The following is a 15,032-nucleotide window of genomic DNA, read 5'->3' as shown; positions in this document are numbered from 1 at the left end:
AGCGATGTCTCAGCCCGTGGCCGAGAGGGCGCCGTAGCGTTCGCGCGTCCGCTGCGCCCACGCGGTGACCGGCCGCAGCGCGAGGGCGGCGCCCAGCACCAGCGCGGCCAGGACCAGCCAGCCCGGCCAGCCCCACTCGATGCACAGCAGCGTGATGAGGGTCGGCGCCACGACGTTGGACAGCGAGAAGCCGAGGCCGGCGAAGCCCTGGTACTGGCCCTGCCGCTCCTGCGGGGCCAGGCCCATCTGGACACCCCACTGGCCACCACTGGAACGCATCTCGCCGACCACGTGGACTGCGGCGCCCACCACCAGCACCGCAGCGGCACCGACAGGTCCCAGCCAACCCGAGGTCGCGATCACGACGAACGCCGCGGCGATCCACAGGGCACCGTGCACCATGGCGCGCGAGGACTCGACGACGCCGTCCACACCTCGGGTCATCCGCACCTGGAAGAGCGTCACGGCGACGGTGTTGAGGACGAGCAGCACCGCGACGATCGCGGTCGGGGCCTTCGTGTGCTGGCTGACCCACAGGGGGATGCCGATCTCCATGACGACGAAGTGCATGGCGACGATGCCGGTCAACAGGGTCACGACGACGTAGGGGGTGTCGCGCAGGACCGCGAGCCGGGGCTCACCGGCTCCCCGCGCCGGGGCGGGGGACAGGTGCGGGAGCCGGAGGCTGACCAGCCCCGCGACGATGCCCGTGACGCCGTCGACGGCGAACACCGCCAGGTAGGCCCATGGGCGGTCGACCCACAGCGCCACGCCACCGAGGGCGGCCCCGAGGGACATGGCCAGGTTGGTCACCGCACGCAGGTAGGCCTTGAACGCCACCCCCGACCCGCCGACGGCGACACGGCCGATGTAGCCGTTGCGCACCGCGCCACCGCCGTTCTGCAGGGCGGTGACGACGGCCAGCACCAGCGTGAGCGTCCAGAAGTCGCGGACCACGAGGAAGAGGAGCCCGACCGCGCCGAACGCGGCCGTGAGTACGGACATGACCTCCCTCGGACCCCGGGTGTCGCCCAGGTGGCCGAGGGGGACCTGCGCGAGCATCCCGACCACCGCGGCCACCGAGAGGGCGAGCCCGACCTGGCCCGCCGACAGCCCGACGACGCGGGTGAAGTAGAGGGCGAAGGTCGTCAGGGTGGCCCCGGCACCGGCGCGGTTGACGAACGTGCCCAGCGCGAGCACCCGCAGACGGGGGTCGACCGGTATGCCGCGGCGCGTGAGTCGGGACGTCGTCGCCGGGGCGGGCACGGGTGGCCTCCAAGGGGGTCGGGAAGGGTGTCGGAAAGGGTGTCGCGAGCGGGCCGCTCACCGTAGCGCGGGGCGCCGACATCCCTGCGACAGGTGCGTTGTCGGGGGCGGGGCATACGGTTGACCCATGCGTCCCACGACCGACCTGCAGCGCACGGTGGCCCCGTTCCAGGTGGTCTCCGAGTTCCAGCCCGCCGGAGACCAGCCGGCCGCCATCGCCGACCTCGCCCGGCGCGTCCGCGCGGGGGAGGAGAACACCGTGCTCCTCGGCGCCACCGGCACCGGCAAGTCGGCCACGACCGCCTGGCTCATCGAGGAGGTGCAGCGACCGACGCTGGTGATGGCGCCCAACAAGACGCTGGCTGCCCAGCTCGCCAACGAGTTCCGGGAGCTGTTGCCCAACAACGCGGTCGAGTACTTCGTCTCGTACTACGACTACTACCAGCCCGAGGCCTACATCCCGCAGACGGACACCTACATCGAGAAGGACTCCTCGATCAACGACGAGGTCGAGCGCCTGCGGCACAGCGCGACCAACTCGCTGCTGACCCGCCGCGACGTCGTGGTCGTGGCCTCGGTGTCCTGCATCTACGGCCTCGGCACGCCTCAGGAGTACGTCGACCGGATGGCACGGCTCAAGGTCGGCATGGAGGTCGACCGTGACGAGCTGCTGCGCCGGTTCGTCCAGATGCAGTACACCCGCAACGACCTCGCCTTCACACGGGGCACGTTCCGGGTGCGGGGTGACACCGTCGAGATCATCCCGGTCTACGAGGAGCTGGCGGTCCGCATCGAGTTCTTCGGCGACGAGATCGAGCGCATCTACACCCTGCACCCCGTCAGCGGCGAGATCATGCGCGAGGAGCAGGAGATGTACGTCTTCCCGGCGACCCACTACGTCGCCGGTCCCGAGCGCATGGAGCGCGCGATCCGCGGTATCGAACTCGAGCTCGCCGACCAGCTAGCGGCGTTCGAGAAGCAGGGCAAGCTGCTCGAGGCGCAGCGCCTGCGCATGCGCACGACCTATGACATCGAAATGATGCGGCAGGTCGGCTCCTGCTCCGGCATCGAGAACTACTCGATGCACATCGACGGCCGGTCCCGTGGGTCTGCCCCCAACACCCTGCTCGACTACTTCCCCGAGGACTTCCTCCTCGTCATCGACGAGTCCCACGTAACGGTGCCCCAGATCGGCGCCATGTACGAGGGCGACATGTCCCGCAAGCGCCAGCTGGTCGACCACGGCTTCCGCCTGCCGTCGGCCATGGACAACCGGCCGCTGCGGTGGGAGGAGTTCCTCGACCGCATCGGCCAGACCGTCTACCTGTCGGCGACGCCCGGCCCCTACGAGCTGGCGCAGAGCAGCGGGGTCGTGGAGCAGATCATCCGCCCCACGGGCCTGATCGACCCCGAGGTGGTGCTCAAGCCCACCAAGGGCCAGATCGACGACCTGCTGCACGAGATCGGCCTGCGCACCGAGAAGAACGAGCGGGTCCTGGTCACCACGCTGACCAAGAAGATGGCCGAGGACCTCACCGACTACCTGCTCGACAAGGGGGTCCGCGTCCGCTACCTGCACAGCGAGGTCGACACCCTGCGCCGCGTCGAGCTCCTGCGCGAGCTGCGGATGGGGGAGTACGACGTCCTGGTCGGCATCAACCTGCTGCGCGAGGGCCTCGACCTGCCCGAGGTCTCGCTCGTGAGCATCCTCGACGCCGACAAGGAGGGCTTCCTGCGGTCAGCGCGGTCGCTCATCCAGACCATCGGTCGTGCGGCCCGCAACGTGTCCGGCCAGGTCCACATGTACGCCGACAAGATCACGCCGTCGATGCAGGAGGCGATCGAGGAGACCACCCGGCGACGCGAGAAGCAGATCGCCTACAACCTCGAGGCCGGGGTCGACCCCCAGCCCCTGCGCAAGAAGATCGCGGACATCACCGACCTGCTCCAGCGCGAGGACGCCGACACCGAGGCCCTCATCGGGTCCGGCCGCAGCCAGTCGCGCGGCAAGAACGCCTCCCGCGGTGGCCGGGGCGCGGTGCAGGCCGACGCGGGTGTGGCGTCCGACCGGCTGCGCAACCTACCCGCCAACGACCTGGCCAACCTCATCCAGGAGCTGTCGACGCAGATGCACCAGGCTGCCGCCGACCTGCACTTCGAGCTCGCAGCCCGACTGCGCGACGAGATCGGCGACCTCAAGAAGGAGCTGCGGCAGATGTCGGCCGCGACGCAGTAGGCCGTCGCGGGGTCAGTGGTTGCGCAGGGCGTCGATGAGCTGCGACTTCGACATCGACGAGCGCCCCTCGATGTCGAGGTCTGCGGCGCGGTGACGCAGGTCCTTCACCGTCCAGTCCTCGTAGTCGCCGTGCTCACCGCCCGTGCGACCCACCGCCGAGCGGCCGCGGGCTGCTGCCGCGTTGGCGATGCGGGCCGCCTTCTCCTTCGACGCCCCGTCCTCCCTCAGGGCCTCGTAGACCTCGGGGTCCTTCACGCTCGGCCCGGGGTCACCCTTGCCGCGCGACCCTGACTTCTTCTGCGACGTGTTCTCAGCCATGGACGTCTTCCTACCCGGACACGGGTCGGGGCACACCCCGGGCGGCGGGTACAGTCTGATGCTGACCACTCGGAGGGGAGTATCCCCACGCGGTCTCCTCGTCATCACGGCCCATCGGCGCGTGGCCCCGGCCGCGCCCCGTCCGCCCGGGGAACCGGTCCGCCACACCAGGGCGGGAGAGACCTCCGGCCACATCCGTGACCGGAAGGCTCTGTCTTGACCTCCCTCGCCTACACCACCTCGACGCAGATGCAGGTGCCCACCTGGGTCTGGTGGCTCACCGTCGGCCTCATGGCCGCGGTCCTGCTCTTCGACGTCTTCGTCATCGCCCGTCGTCCCCACGTGCCGACGACCAAGGAGGTCAGCGGCGCGCTGGCGCTCTACGTCGGCGCGGCCGTCGTGTTCGGGCTCGGGGTGTGGTGGTTCACCCACGACCAGGCCGGCGCGAAGTTCATGACGGAGTACTACGCAGGCTGGCTCACCGAGTACTCCCTGTCGGTGGACAACCTGTTCATCTTCCTGCTGATCATGGCCCGCTTCGGGGTGCCCGAGAAGCTGCAGCAGTCGGCGCTGCTCATCGGCATCATCATCGCGATCATCCTGCGTGGCATCTTCATCGCCGTCGGGGCAGCGGCCATCAACCAGTTCTCCTGGGTCTTCTACATCTTCGGCGCCTTCCTCATCTACACCGCCGTGAAGCTGGCCCGTGAGGGCGAGGGTGACGACGACGAGTACGAGGAGAACCGCTTCATGAAGTGGGTCGAGCGGCGCTTCCCGGCGACCCAGGAGTACGACGGCGCGAAGCTGTTCACCAAGATCGACGGCAAGAAGCTCGCCACGCCGATGTTCATCGTCATCATGGCGCTGGGGACCACCGACCTGCTCTTCGCCCTCGACTCCATCCCGGCGATCTACGGCCTGACCAAGGAGCCGTACCTCGTGCTCACCGCGAACCTCTTCGCGCTCATGGGGCTGCGGCAGCTGTACTTCCTCATCGGCGGCCTGCTGAAGAAGCTCGTCTACCTGAGCATCGGGCTGGCGGTCCTGCTGGCCTTCATCGGCGTCAAGCTGGTCCTGCACGCGCTCCACGAGAACGAGCTGCCGTTCATCAACGGTGGCCACCACGTCGAGGCGGCTCCGGACATCCCGATCTCGGTGTCGCTCGCAGCCATCGTCGTCATCCTCGGGGTGACGACCGTCGCGAGCCTGCTCAAGACGCGTCGCGACGAGCAGGCCGCCGCATCCTCCTGACCCGACGGCCGACCGGGGCCCACCGGGGCCCCACGGGGGCCCACCGGGCGCCGCTACGCCCCCTGTGCGGCCGGGTCGCGCCGCTGGCCGGCACCACCCATGACCAGCGCGCTGGCCAGGACGACGAGCGCCATACCGGTGAGCTGCAGCGGCGTGAGGCGCTGGTGCAGGACCAGGAAGCCCGCGACGGCGGCGGCGGCGGGCTCCAGGCTGAGCAGCACACCGAACACACGGGCGGTGAGGTGCCGCAGGGCGGCGAGCTCCAGGGAGTAGGGGAGCACCGAGGACAGCACCGCGATGCCGAGCCCCTTGGCGACCGACTCCCCGGTCCACGACGGCACCGTGCGCAGCCCCAGCGGCAGGGTCACGACGAACGCCACCGTCATCGCGAGGGCCAGCCCGTCGAGCTGGGCGAACTCGGTGCCGGCCCGGCCGCTGGCGAGGATGTACCCCGCCCAGCAGGCCCCCGCCAGCGCCGCGAGCCCCAGCCCGGTCCACTCGATCTGGGCCAGCGGCACCTGCAGCGCGCGGGAGATCAGGACGACGCCCACGGCCGCCGCCGCGACCGCGAGCAGGTCGCGGGCGCGCCTCGCCAGCACCGTGGCCAGGGTCAGCGGGCCCAGGAACTCGACCGTGACGGCGACCCCGATGGGCAGGTGCGCGAGGGAGGCGTAGAACGCGAGGTTCATCAGGCCAAGCGCCAGGCCGAAGGCGACCACGGTGCGCCAGGCAGCTGCCCGGTGCCCACGCAGGCTCGGCCGGGCGATGACGAGCAGGATGACCGTGGCGAACAGCAGCCGCAGGGTCACCGACCCGGCCGCTCCGATCTGGGGGACGAGCGTGGCGGCGAGGGCACCCCCGAACTGCACCGACACCACCGCGGTGAGGACGAGCAGCAGGGGAGGAGCGGGTGCCCGGCTCGACGACATGCCCGTGACTGTATGGGGCGTCGTCACCAGCCCCGGTCGCGCCACTCCTGCAGGTACGGCCGCTCGGCGCCGAGGGTCGTGTCCGCGCCGTGGCCGGGATAGACCCACGTCCGGTCGTCGTAGATGTCGAACACCCGTGTCGTCACGTCCTGGATGAGCGAGTCGAACGACTGGCCGGGGTTCTTGGTGTTGCCGACCCCGCCGGGGAACAGGGAGTCCCCCGTGAACAGGTGGGTGTGGCCGTGTGGGTCGTCGTAGGCGAGGGCGATCGAGCCGGGGGTGTGGCCGCGCAGGTGGACGACGTCGAGGACGACCTCGCCGAACCTGACCTGGTCGCCCTGGCCGACCGTGCGGTCCGGCGGGACGGGCATTCCCGAGGCGTCGTCGGCACCGCACACCATGGTCGCGCCGGTGGCCCGGACGACTGCCTCGAGGGCGCGGTGGTGGTCCCAGTGCTGGTGGGTCGTGACCACGGTCTCGAGCGGTCCGGCCCCCTCCGCCACGAGGCCCAGCAGCCGTGGCGCGTCGTCGGCGGCGTCGACGAGCAGCTGTGCGCCCGTGGACAGGCACCGCAGGAGGTAGGCGTTGTTGTCCATCTCGGAGACGGGGATCTTCCGGATGCTGAGATGTTCCAGGACCTTTTCCGTACCTCGTGCGGATGGGGTGGCGTGTCCGTCGTAGGGCATGTCATGCATTCTGCAACGAGGGTAGGCAAACGGCATGACTCCGCGAACTCGCTTAGTCCCTAATGACTATTGCTGTCGTTCTTTTGGCCGTCCTACGTTTGACCGGTCGCGGACAGACGGAGAGCTCACAGGGGGTGCAGGTCTCCGTCCGCGGGTTGGTGAGGGAACACATGGCTGCACAGATTCAGGACTACCAGCGACCCGTCGCTGGTGGGGAGATGGACACGGTCAGGGCACTGCTGCACGACCTGCGTCAACCACTCGCTGCGATCCTCCTCCTGTCGGGGACCGCCGGTGGCGACGTGGGACGCAAGATGGATGGGATCGCCGGACAGGCCCGATGGCTGGCCGACCTCGTGGAGGTCGTCCTCAGCGAGGCCCACGACGACGAGGTCGTCGGCACGGACGTGGTGCAGGTCGCCGCGTCGGCCGTCGACCGGGCGCAGGCGACCGCCGCCTGCGTGATCACCCTCGACGCGGACACCCCGCTCCAGGCCTGGGCTCGTCCCGTGGCCCTGAGCCGGGCCCTGGCCTGCGTCCTGGACAACGCGGTGCGGGCCGCGGGTGCCGGCGGCCACGTGGCCGTCGCCGTCCACAGCGACGCCGCCGGGGTGCACCTCACGGTGCGCGACGACGGCCCGGGGCTGGGGCTCATCAGCTCCCGCACCTCGCTGGGCCTGACCACGACGCGGGCGATGGTCGCGGCGTGCCACGGCTCGTTCCGCATCTGGACGGCCGAGGAGGGCGGCGTCGTCGCCGACATCACCCTCGCCGGCACCGGCCTCAGGTCCGTGGCGTCATGAGGATCGTCGTCTGCGACGACCACCTCCTCCTGCTCGAGGCCCTCGGCCTCGCGCTGGGCGCCTCTGGTCACGAGGTCGTCGCGCTCGCGGGCAACCCCGACGAGGCCATCGCGGCGGTCGAGATGCACAAGCCGGATGTCTGCCTGCTGGACGTCAACTTCCCCAGCGGCACCTCGGTCATGGCGATCCACCAGATCCGGGAGGTCTCCCCGGAGACCAAGGTCGTGATGCTCTCGGCCGAGGCGGACCACGCCATCGTCGGCCGGGCCATCGTCGAGGGCGCCTCCGGCTACGTCGGCAAGGAGAAGCCGATCGCCGACATCGTCGAGATGCTCGACCGGGCGGTCCGCGGTCAGCTCGCGGTCGAGCCGGCGCTCCTGCAGCGCGCGCTGCGCCCGCAGAAGTCGACCGAGGACCCGCTCTGGGCCCTGCAGTTCCTCACCGACCGTGAGTGGCAGGTGATGCGCTGCATCATGGAGGGCCAGACGACCGAGGAGATGGCCGAGGCCCTGGGTGTGCAGCGGAGCACCGCCCGCACCCACGTCCAGAACCTCCTCACGAAGCTGGGTGTCCACTCCCGGCTCCAGGCCGCCGCGCTGATGTCCGCCCACGGGTCCCTGGACTCGTGGCCGGTGCACCTGCGCTGAGCCCAGATCCGCGACGGCTCCTGCGCCGGCCACGGCCGGTGCGGGAGCCCCGCGGACGTGCTCCCCACCGTCCCCTCGAGGGGCTCGTCCGGAAGATCACCCTATTGACGTAGGGGCTTCTCCAGCACGGGTCGGTGGGTGGCATGGGCCCCACACGGCATGGTTGCGCTTATGCCAGCCCCCATTCGCGTCGTCGTCGTCGACGACCACGAGGTCTTCGTCGATGCCCTCGTCGTGTGCCTCGCGGACTACGAGGACCTGACGGTGGTGGGGACGGCGACGACCCTCGAGGGCGGGGAGGCCCTGCTCGAGCAGGGGTCGTTCGACGTGATGGTCCTTGACCTCGACCTGGCCGGGGTCGACGGGCTCCCACTGGCCGTCGAGGCCCTGCAAAGGCGCCCTGACGTCGGGGTCGTCATCGTCACCGGCCTCGAATCGGGCAACCAGATCGTCGAGGCGGTCCAGGGCGGGGTCCGTGGCTGGGTCACCAAGACCGCCACCCCCGACGAGCTCGTGGAGGCAGTCCGCGGCGTCGCCCACGGGGAGACGCGCATCCCCGCCGACCTGCTCGCCGGGGTGCTGGTGTCGCTGTCCAGGGGCCAGCGCGCCCCGCTGGAGCACGTGCAGGGGATCGGCGAGCTGACGACCCGCGAGCTCGAGGTCCTGGCCTGCCTGGCCGAGGGCATGAGCCGCACCGAGATCGGTGAGCTGCTCCACGTGTCGCCCAACACGGTGCGCACCCACATCCAGAGCATCCTGCACAAGCTCAAGGTCCACTCGGCGCTCGCCGCCGTGGCCATCGCCCGTCGGGCCGGCGTCACCGGCCCGACGGTGCTGACCGGCTGAGGAAGGCTCCGCCCCGACGGGGCCGGCCCCGACGGGACTGGGGCCCAGACAGGGACGGCCCGACAGGTCTAGGCGCCCCGGGGGAGCGAGGGGAGCTCGCCGTCGACGGCCTGCACCCGGGAGCTGTCCCGCCGGGCGAGCCAGAGCAGGACCCCCGACAGCGGGCCGGTCACGGTCGTGGTGCCGGCGCCCACGGTCCACACGTCGCCCTCGTCGGTGCGTACGACCACGGCCGGCGGCCGGCTGCCGAGGCCCAGCCGGTGCACGGCGTCGGCGACGAACCTGCGCTGCAGCTCGGGCTCCACGTCGTCGAAGCCGAACCCGGCGTCGAGGTCGACGTGGTGGTAGACCACCTCGCGCAGCCGCAGGAAGGGCAGACCCGTCGCGGGGACACGCATACCGCCGCGCATCTCCACCTCCTCGGCCGCCAGCGGCCCGTCCAGCAGCTCCAGCCGGGGCACGAGGTCGGCCGCCGTGTCCGCCAGGTCGCGCACCAGCTCGGGGAGCGGTCGGTCGGCGCCCGCCTCGATGTCGGCGTCACGCACCTCCTGGCCACCGGGGTACATCTCCTGGCGCTCCCCGGTCACGGCCCACGAGGCGAGCCGGCCGATGGCCTCGGCGTTGCGGGCGACGTGCGTGAGGACGTGCCCGCGGCTCCACCCCTCGCACAGCGACGGGGCCCCGGCGTCACCGAGGCCACGGGCCGTCGTGAGCAGGCGCTCGGTGTGGTCGGCCAGGACGGTCAGCTCGCTCCTCATTCGCGTCACGGTATCCGGGACCCCGCCGATGCGGCACCTCGCGCCTCCGCGTCGGCGAGCGCGTGCGCGGCACCGATGAAGGCCAAGTGGGAGAACGCCTGGGGGAAGTTGCCGACCATGCGCCTCCCCACGGGGTCGTACTCCTCCGACACCAGGCCGACGTCGTTCATGACACCCACGAGCCGGTCCATCAGGGGGCGGGCCTTCTCGAGGTCGTCGCACAACGAGTACGCCGTGACCAGCCACCACGAGCAGGCGAGGAATGGGTGCTCGTCGCCGGCGAGCCCGTCCACCTTCGTCTCCGTGCGGTAGCGCATGAGGAACCCGTCACGCATGAGGTCCTGCTCCACCGCGGCGACCGTCCCGAGCGCGCGGGGGTCGTCCGGCGGGAGGAAGCCCACCTGCGGGATGAGCAGCAGCGAGGCGTCGACCGCGTCGGTGTCGTAGTGCTGCGTGAACGTCCCGCGCTCGGCGGACCAGCCGTGCTCGAGGATCTCCGCGCGCACCTGGTCGCGCAGCTCGCGCCACCGGTCGACCGGTCCCTCGAGACCCCAGTGCTCCACGCCGCGCACCGCCCGGTCGAAGGCGGCCCACACCATCACCCGCGAGTGGGTGAAGTGGCGCAGCGGGCCGCGGATCTCCCACAGGCCGTTGTCGGGCTCGTCCCAGTGCTTGGCGAGGTGGTCGACGAGGGTGCGCTGCATGGCCCAGGCCTGCCGCGAGACCTCGAGCCCCTTCTCGCGCGCCTCGTCGAGCGCGATCATGACCTCGCCCAGCACGTCGGACTGCCGCTGATCGACGGCGCCGTTCCCGATCCGCACCGGTGTGGACCCCGCGTAGCCGGGCAGGTGGTCGAGGGTGCGTTCCGGCAGCCGGCGGGCACCGTCGATCGTGTACATGATCTGCAGGTCCTCCGGGTCGCCGGCGACCGCGCGGATCAGCCAGTTGCGCCAGAGGCGGGCCTCCTCGAGGTAGCCCGAGTTGACCAGCGCCTGCAGGGTGAGGGACGCGTCACGCAGCCAGCAGTAGCGGTAGTCCCAGTTGCGCTCGCCGCCGAAGTCCTCGGGCAGGCTCGTCGTGGGGGCCGCCACGATCCCGCCGAACCGCGAGTGCGTCATCATGCGAAGGGTGAGCAGCGAACGGACCACCTGGTCGCTGTAGGGGCCCTGGTAGCTGCACAGCCCCGCCCACTCGTTGGAGCGGGTGATCGTCTCCTCGATGCGGGAGTCGATGTCGAGCGGGGCGGGCACGGCCTCGTACGAGGGGAACCACGTGGTGGAGAAGGTCTGGACCTGGCCGGCCGCGACCTCGAACTCGTCGACGTGGTGCCCGTCGACCGCGGTCGGCAGCCGGGTGCCGCGCAGGATGAGCATGTCCGGGCCCGCGACGGCCGTGATGACGTCGCTGTCCAGCCGGTGACCGACGCCCCTGGAGACCCACGGCCGCACCGTGCCGTAGTCGAAGCGCACGACCCACTCGTGGCGCATGCGGACGCTGCCGTGCAGGCCCTCGACGGTGCGGATGATGTCCGCGCGCCCGTCGCCGATGGGCATGAGGTCGAGCACCCGTACGGAGCCGGTGTCGGTCTCGTGCACGGTCTCCAGGACGAAGGAGTTCTCCAGGTAGCGGCGGGTGCTCCTCGCCTCCTTGATGGGGCCCAGCAGCCACCGGCCGTGCTCGGGGGTCCCGAGCAGGGCGGCGAAGCACGCGTGGGAGTCGAACCGCGGCAGGCAGAGCCAGTCGATGGACCCGCGGCGGCTGACCAGCGCCGCCGTCTCGGTGTCGCCGAGCACGGCGTACTCCTCGATCGGCGTGCTCGGGGGAGGCATCGTCATGCGCCGGGGCGGGGCGTCGTCATGGGGTCACGGTAGGCGCTGGTGACGCGGCTGTCAGTGCAGGCACCTAGCATGAAGCGCGTGACCGCAGTGCACCCCACCACGCCCCCCGTCCGCCCCAACCACGACCAGCTCGTCGTCCGGGGCGCCCGCGAGCACAACCTCAGGGACGTCTCGGTCGAGCTTCCCCGGGACTCGATGATCGTGTTCACCGGCCTGTCCGGCTCGGGCAAGTCGTCGCTGGCGTTCGACACGATCTTCGCCGAGGGGCAGCGCCGCTACGTGGAGTCGCTGTCCGCCTACGCGCGGCAGTTCCTCGGTCAGATGGACAAGCCGGACGTCGACTTCATCGAGGGCCTGTCCCCGGCCGTCTCGATCGACCAGAAGTCGACCAACCGCAACCCGCGGTCGACGGTCGGCACCATCACCGAGGTCTACGACTACCTCCGCCTCCTCTTCGCACGGGCGGGCCGGCCGCACTGCCCCGTGTGCGGTGAGCCCATCACCCGCCAGAGCCCGCAGCAGATCGTCGACCGCCTCCTCGAGCTCCCCGACCGCACCCGCTTCCAGGTGCTGGCGCCCGTCGTGCGCGCCCGCAAGGGGGAGTACGTCGACCTGTTCACCGAGCTGCAGAGCAAGGGCTTCTCCCGGGCCCGGGTCGACGGCGAGGTGGTCTCGCTGACCGACCCGCCCAAGCTCGAGAAGCAGATCAAGCACACCATCGACGTCGTCGTCGACCGCCTCGTGGCGAAGGGCGACGACGCGGGGGCCAAGCGCCGCCTCACCGACTCCGTGGAGACTGCGCTCGGCCTGGCCGGCGGCGTCCTCGTGGTGGAGTTCGTCGACAAGGACGCCGACGACCCCGAGCGCGAGCGCCGCTTCTCGGAGCGGATGGCCTGCCCCAACGACCACCCGCTGTCGATGGACGACGTCGAGCCGCGCTCGTTCTCCTTCAACAGCCCGTTCGGCGCCTGCCCGAAGTGCAGCGGCCTCGGCACCGAGCTCGAGGTCGACCCCGAGCTGCTCGTCCCCGACGAGGACCTGTCGCTGTCCGAGGGCGCGATCGCCCCTTGGGCGCAGGGGAGCGGTTCGGCCGAGTACTTCCAGCGGGTGATGACGGCTCTCAGCCACGACCTCAAGTTCTCCATGGACGCGCCGTTCCACGCCCTGCCGGCGCGGGCCCGCGAGGCCCTGCTGCACGGCCAGAACTACAAGGTCCACGTCCGCTACAAGAACCGCTACGGCCGCGAGCGCTCCTACACGACCGGGTTCGAGGGCGTCGTCCCGTTCGTCAAGCGCCGCCACTCCGAGACCGACTCCGAGTGGAGCCGGGAGCGCTACGAGGGCTACATGCGCGAGGTGCCGTGCCCCGAGTGCGGCGGTGCGCGCCTCAAGCCCGAGTCGCTCGCCGTGACCATCGGCGGCCACAGCATCTCGGCCATCTGCGCCCTGGCCATCGCCGAGTGCGCGAGCTTCCTCAAGGAGGTCGACTTCACGCCCCGTGAGCGGCAGATCGCCGAGCGCGTCATCAAGGAGATCGACGCGCGGCTGGGCTTCCTGCTCGACGTCGGCCTCGACTACCTGTCGCTCGACCGCCCGGCCGGCACGCTGTCCGGTGGCGAGGCCCAGCGCATCCGGCTCGCCACCCAGATCGGGTCGGGCCTCGTCGGTGTCCTGTACGTCCTCGACGAGCCCAGCATCGGCCTGCACCAGCGCGACAACCACCGGCTCATCGAGACGCTGACGCGGCTGCGCGACCTGGGCAACACCCTGATCGTCGTCGAGCACGACGAGGACACCATCGCCACGGCCGACTGGGTGGTCGACATCGGCCCCGGTGCCGGCGAGCACGGCGGCGTCGTCGTGCACTCCGGACCGGTGCAGGGCCTGCTCGACCACCCGGACTCGGTCACCGGCAAGTACCTGTCGGGCCGGCTGGAGATCCCGACCCCGCTGCAGCGCCGCCCGCAGGAGAAGGGTCGCGAGGTCACCGTCGTCGGTGCCCGCGAGCACAACCTGCACGGCGTCGACGTGTCGTTCCCGCTCGGCAACCTCGTGGCCGTCACCGGTGTCTCGGGGTCCGGCAAGTCCACGCTGGTCAACGACATCCTCTACAACGTGCTCGCCAACAAGCTCAACGGCGCCCGGCACGTCCCCGGCCGCCACAAGACCGTCAAGGGCCTGGACCACCTCGACAAGGTGGTGCACGTCGACCAGAGCCCCATCGGCCGCACCCCGCGGTCCAACCCAGCCACCTACACGGGTGTCTTCGACGCGGTGCGCAAGCTCTTCGCGACGACGACCGAGGCGAAGATCCGCGGCTACCAGCCGGGCCGGTTCTCCTTCAACGTCAAGGGCGGTCGCTGCGACGCGTGCTCCGGCGACGGCACCATCAAGATCGAGATGAACTTCCTCCCGGACGTCTACGTCCCGTGCGAGGTGTGCCACGGCGCCCGCTACAACCGCGAGACGCTCGAGGTCCACTTCAAGGGCAAGACCATCGCCGACGTCCTTGACATGCCGATCGAGGAGGCCGCCGACTTCTTCGCCGCGGTGCCCGCCATCGCCCGGCACATGAAGACGCTCAACGACGTGGGCCTCGGCTACGTCCGCCTCGGCCAGCCCGCACCCACGCTGTCCGGTGGTGAGGCGCAGCGCGTCAAGCTGGCCTCCGAGCTGCAGAAGCGCTCCACCGGCCGCACCGTCTACGTCCTCGACGAGCCCACGACCGGGCTGCACTTCGAGGACATCCGCAAGCTGCTCGAGGTCCTGCAGGGGCTCGTCGACAAGGGCAACACGGTCATCGTCATCGAGCACAACCTCGACGTCATCAAGAACGCCGACTGGATCGTCGACATGGGCCCCGAGGGTGGCAACGGCGGTGGCCTCGTCGTCGCCGAGGGCACGCCCGAGGAGGTGGCCGAGGTCGAGGCGAGCCACACGGGTCGGTTCCTCGCCCCCGTGCTCGCCAAGAGTGCGAGGTCGACGCACCGCCCGACCGGTGCGCAGGTGCCGCGGGCTGGTGCCGCCAAGGCCGCTGCGGTGACGCGCGCGACCAAGCGGACCGCGGCGGCCGAGAAGGCGACCGCGAAGACGACGGCGACCGCGAGCACCAAGGCGACGTCGGCCCGGAAGGGCGCAGCCACCAAGACGGCGACCAAGACCGCGACCAAGACCGCGACGAAGGCTGCTGCCGCCAAGGGCGCGGGCGCGGCGACGCCGGCGAAGAAGACGGCAGCCGCCAGGGGCACCACCCGCAAGCGCGCCTGACGTCCACGATCCTCACCAGGGATCACACCGCGGCCCCCGCCACCGGCGGGGGCCGCGGCATTTGTCCTGAGGCGGCACTCGCAGCACTCGCGACACACGCGTCACACCCGGACGCAACGGCAGCCAAACACGGCCACGTCCTCCGTAGGCTGCGGTAGGCCCTCCTGCCCCTGCCGGACGATCCGGG

The 15,032-nt window shown here is 70.8% G+C and carries 12 protein-coding genes; 6 read left to right on the top strand and 6 right to left on the bottom strand.

Translation table 11 applies throughout. From position 1 onward, the window contains the following. Window positions 1–9: 9 nt before the first annotated feature. Entirely contained in the window at window positions 10–1,266 is a 1,257-nt protein-coding gene (locus ABEA42_RS16335; protein ID WP_345504933.1) for an MFS transporter, read from the bottom strand. A gap of 127 nt (window positions 1,267–1,393) precedes the next feature. Here ABEA42_RS16335 and uvrB point away from each other — a divergent pair, with 127 nt between their 5' ends. Then, window positions 1,394–3,502: an excinuclease ABC subunit UvrB gene (uvrB, locus tag ABEA42_RS16330; protein WP_345504932.1), complete on the top strand. Its 2,109-nt coding sequence runs from the start codon at window positions 1,394–1,396 to the stop codon at window positions 3,500–3,502. A gap of 12 nt (window positions 3,503–3,514) precedes the next feature. Here the strand turns inward: uvrB and ABEA42_RS16325 are convergent, their stop codons facing one another. Next, window positions 3,515–3,820 (bottom strand): DUF7218 family protein, encoded by a 306-nt coding sequence (locus ABEA42_RS16325; protein ID WP_345504931.1) that lies wholly within the window; start codon window positions 3,818–3,820, stop codon window positions 3,515–3,517. Window positions 3,821–4,069: 249 nt separating this feature from the next. Here ABEA42_RS16325 and ABEA42_RS16320 point away from each other — a divergent pair, with 249 nt between their 5' ends. Further along, entirely contained in the window at window positions 4,070–5,071 is a 1,002-nt protein-coding gene (locus ABEA42_RS16320) for a TerC family protein (RefSeq protein ID WP_345505047.1), read from the top strand. A gap of 53 nt (window positions 5,072–5,124) precedes the next feature. Here the strand turns inward: ABEA42_RS16320 and ABEA42_RS16315 are convergent, their stop codons facing one another. Both ABEA42_RS16315 and ABEA42_RS16310 read right to left on the bottom strand, forming a co-directional pair. Then, complete coding sequence (locus ABEA42_RS16315; RefSeq protein ID WP_345504930.1) at window positions 5,125–6,000, bottom strand: EamA family transporter; 876 nt, start codon at window positions 5,998–6,000, stop codon at window positions 5,125–5,127. A gap of 23 nt (window positions 6,001–6,023) precedes the next feature. After that, on the bottom strand, window positions 6,024–6,686 hold the full coding sequence (locus tag ABEA42_RS16310; RefSeq protein WP_345504929.1) for an MBL fold metallo-hydrolase: 663 nt from the start codon (window positions 6,684–6,686) through the stop codon (window positions 6,024–6,026). A 170-nt stretch (window positions 6,687–6,856) separates the two neighbouring features. Between ABEA42_RS16310 and ABEA42_RS16305 the strand changes: the two genes are divergently transcribed. From ABEA42_RS16305 to ABEA42_RS16295, 3 genes are all read left to right on the top strand, one after another. Beyond that, entirely contained in the window at window positions 6,857–7,489 is a 633-nt protein-coding gene (locus tag ABEA42_RS16305; protein WP_345504928.1) for a sensor histidine kinase, read from the top strand. Further along, window positions 7,486–8,136, top strand: a complete 651-nt coding sequence (locus ABEA42_RS16300) for a response regulator transcription factor (RefSeq protein WP_345504927.1) — start codon at window positions 7,486–7,488, stop codon at window positions 8,134–8,136. The genes ABEA42_RS16305 and ABEA42_RS16300 overlap by 4 nt, the downstream gene beginning before the upstream one ends. A 171-nt stretch (window positions 8,137–8,307) precedes the next feature. Next, window positions 8,308–8,982 carry a response regulator transcription factor gene (locus ABEA42_RS16295; protein WP_345504926.1) on the top strand — a complete coding sequence of 225 codons (675 nt, stop codon included), beginning with the start codon at window positions 8,308–8,310 and terminating at the stop codon, window positions 8,980–8,982. Between the two features lie 68 nt (window positions 8,983–9,050). Here ABEA42_RS16295 and ABEA42_RS16290 read toward each other — a convergent pair whose 3' ends face one another. Next, window positions 9,051–9,740, bottom strand: a complete 690-nt coding sequence (locus tag ABEA42_RS16290) for a maleylpyruvate isomerase family mycothiol-dependent enzyme (protein ID WP_345504925.1) — start codon at window positions 9,738–9,740, stop codon at window positions 9,051–9,053. Between the two features lie 5 nt (window positions 9,741–9,745). Next, the gene (locus tag ABEA42_RS16285; RefSeq protein WP_345504924.1) at window positions 9,746–11,575 is read right to left on the bottom strand and encodes a glycoside hydrolase family 15 protein; all 1,830 of its coding nucleotides are present in this window, start codon (window positions 11,573–11,575) and stop codon (window positions 9,746–9,748) included. A 72-nt stretch (window positions 11,576–11,647) separates the two neighbouring features. On the opposite strand from ABEA42_RS16285, the gene uvrA reads away from it, so the two are divergent. Further along, a complete protein-coding gene (gene uvrA, locus ABEA42_RS16280; protein WP_345504923.1) occupies window positions 11,648–14,845 on the top strand; it encodes an excinuclease ABC subunit UvrA in 3,198 nt (1,065 codons plus the stop codon). The last annotated feature ends 187 nt before the right edge of the window (window positions 14,846–15,032 follow it).

The sequence above is a fragment of the Pedococcus ginsenosidimutans genome (assembly GCF_039544395.1).
In the GTDB taxonomy this organism is placed as follows: Bacteria; Actinomycetota; Actinomycetes; order Actinomycetales; family Dermatophilaceae; genus Pedococcus; species Pedococcus ginsenosidimutans.
The sequence above is the reverse complement of the archived record's forward strand: the minus strand, read 5'-3'. Positions and strand labels throughout refer to the sequence as shown.

Bases quoted from the DNA above. Each gene is read 5' to 3' on its own strand.
- uvrB (WP_345504932.1), top strand. From the start codon at position 1,394: ATGCGTCCCACGACCGACCTGCAGCGCACGGTGGCCCCGTTCCAGGTG.
- ABEA42_RS16325 (WP_345504931.1), bottom strand. From the start codon at position 3,820: ATGGCTGAGAACACGTCGCAGAAGAAGTCAGGGTCGCGCGGCAAGGGT.
- ABEA42_RS16320 (WP_345505047.1), top strand. From the start codon at position 4,070: ATGCAGGTGCCCACCTGGGTCTGGTGGCTCACCGTCGGCCTCATGGCC.
- ABEA42_RS16315 (WP_345504930.1), bottom strand. From the start codon at position 6,000: ATGTCGTCGAGCCGGGCACCCGCTCCTCCCCTGCTGCTCGTCCTCACC.
- ABEA42_RS16310 (WP_345504929.1), bottom strand. From the start codon at position 6,686: ATGCCCTACGACGGACACGCCACCCCATCCGCACGAGGTACGGAAAAG.
- ABEA42_RS16305 (WP_345504928.1), top strand. From the start codon at position 6,857: ATGGCTGCACAGATTCAGGACTACCAGCGACCCGTCGCTGGTGGGGAG.
- ABEA42_RS16300 (WP_345504927.1), top strand. From the start codon at position 7,486: ATGAGGATCGTCGTCTGCGACGACCACCTCCTCCTGCTCGAGGCCCTC.
- ABEA42_RS16295 (WP_345504926.1), top strand. From the start codon at position 8,308: ATGCCAGCCCCCATTCGCGTCGTCGTCGTCGACGACCACGAGGTCTTC.
- ABEA42_RS16290 (WP_345504925.1), bottom strand. From the start codon at position 9,740: ATGAGGAGCGAGCTGACCGTCCTGGCCGACCACACCGAGCGCCTGCTC.
- ABEA42_RS16285 (WP_345504924.1), bottom strand. From the start codon at position 11,575: ATGACGATGCCTCCCCCGAGCACGCCGATCGAGGAGTACGCCGTGCTC.
- uvrA (WP_345504923.1), top strand. From the start codon at position 11,648: ATGAAGCGCGTGACCGCAGTGCACCCCACCACGCCCCCCGTCCGCCCC.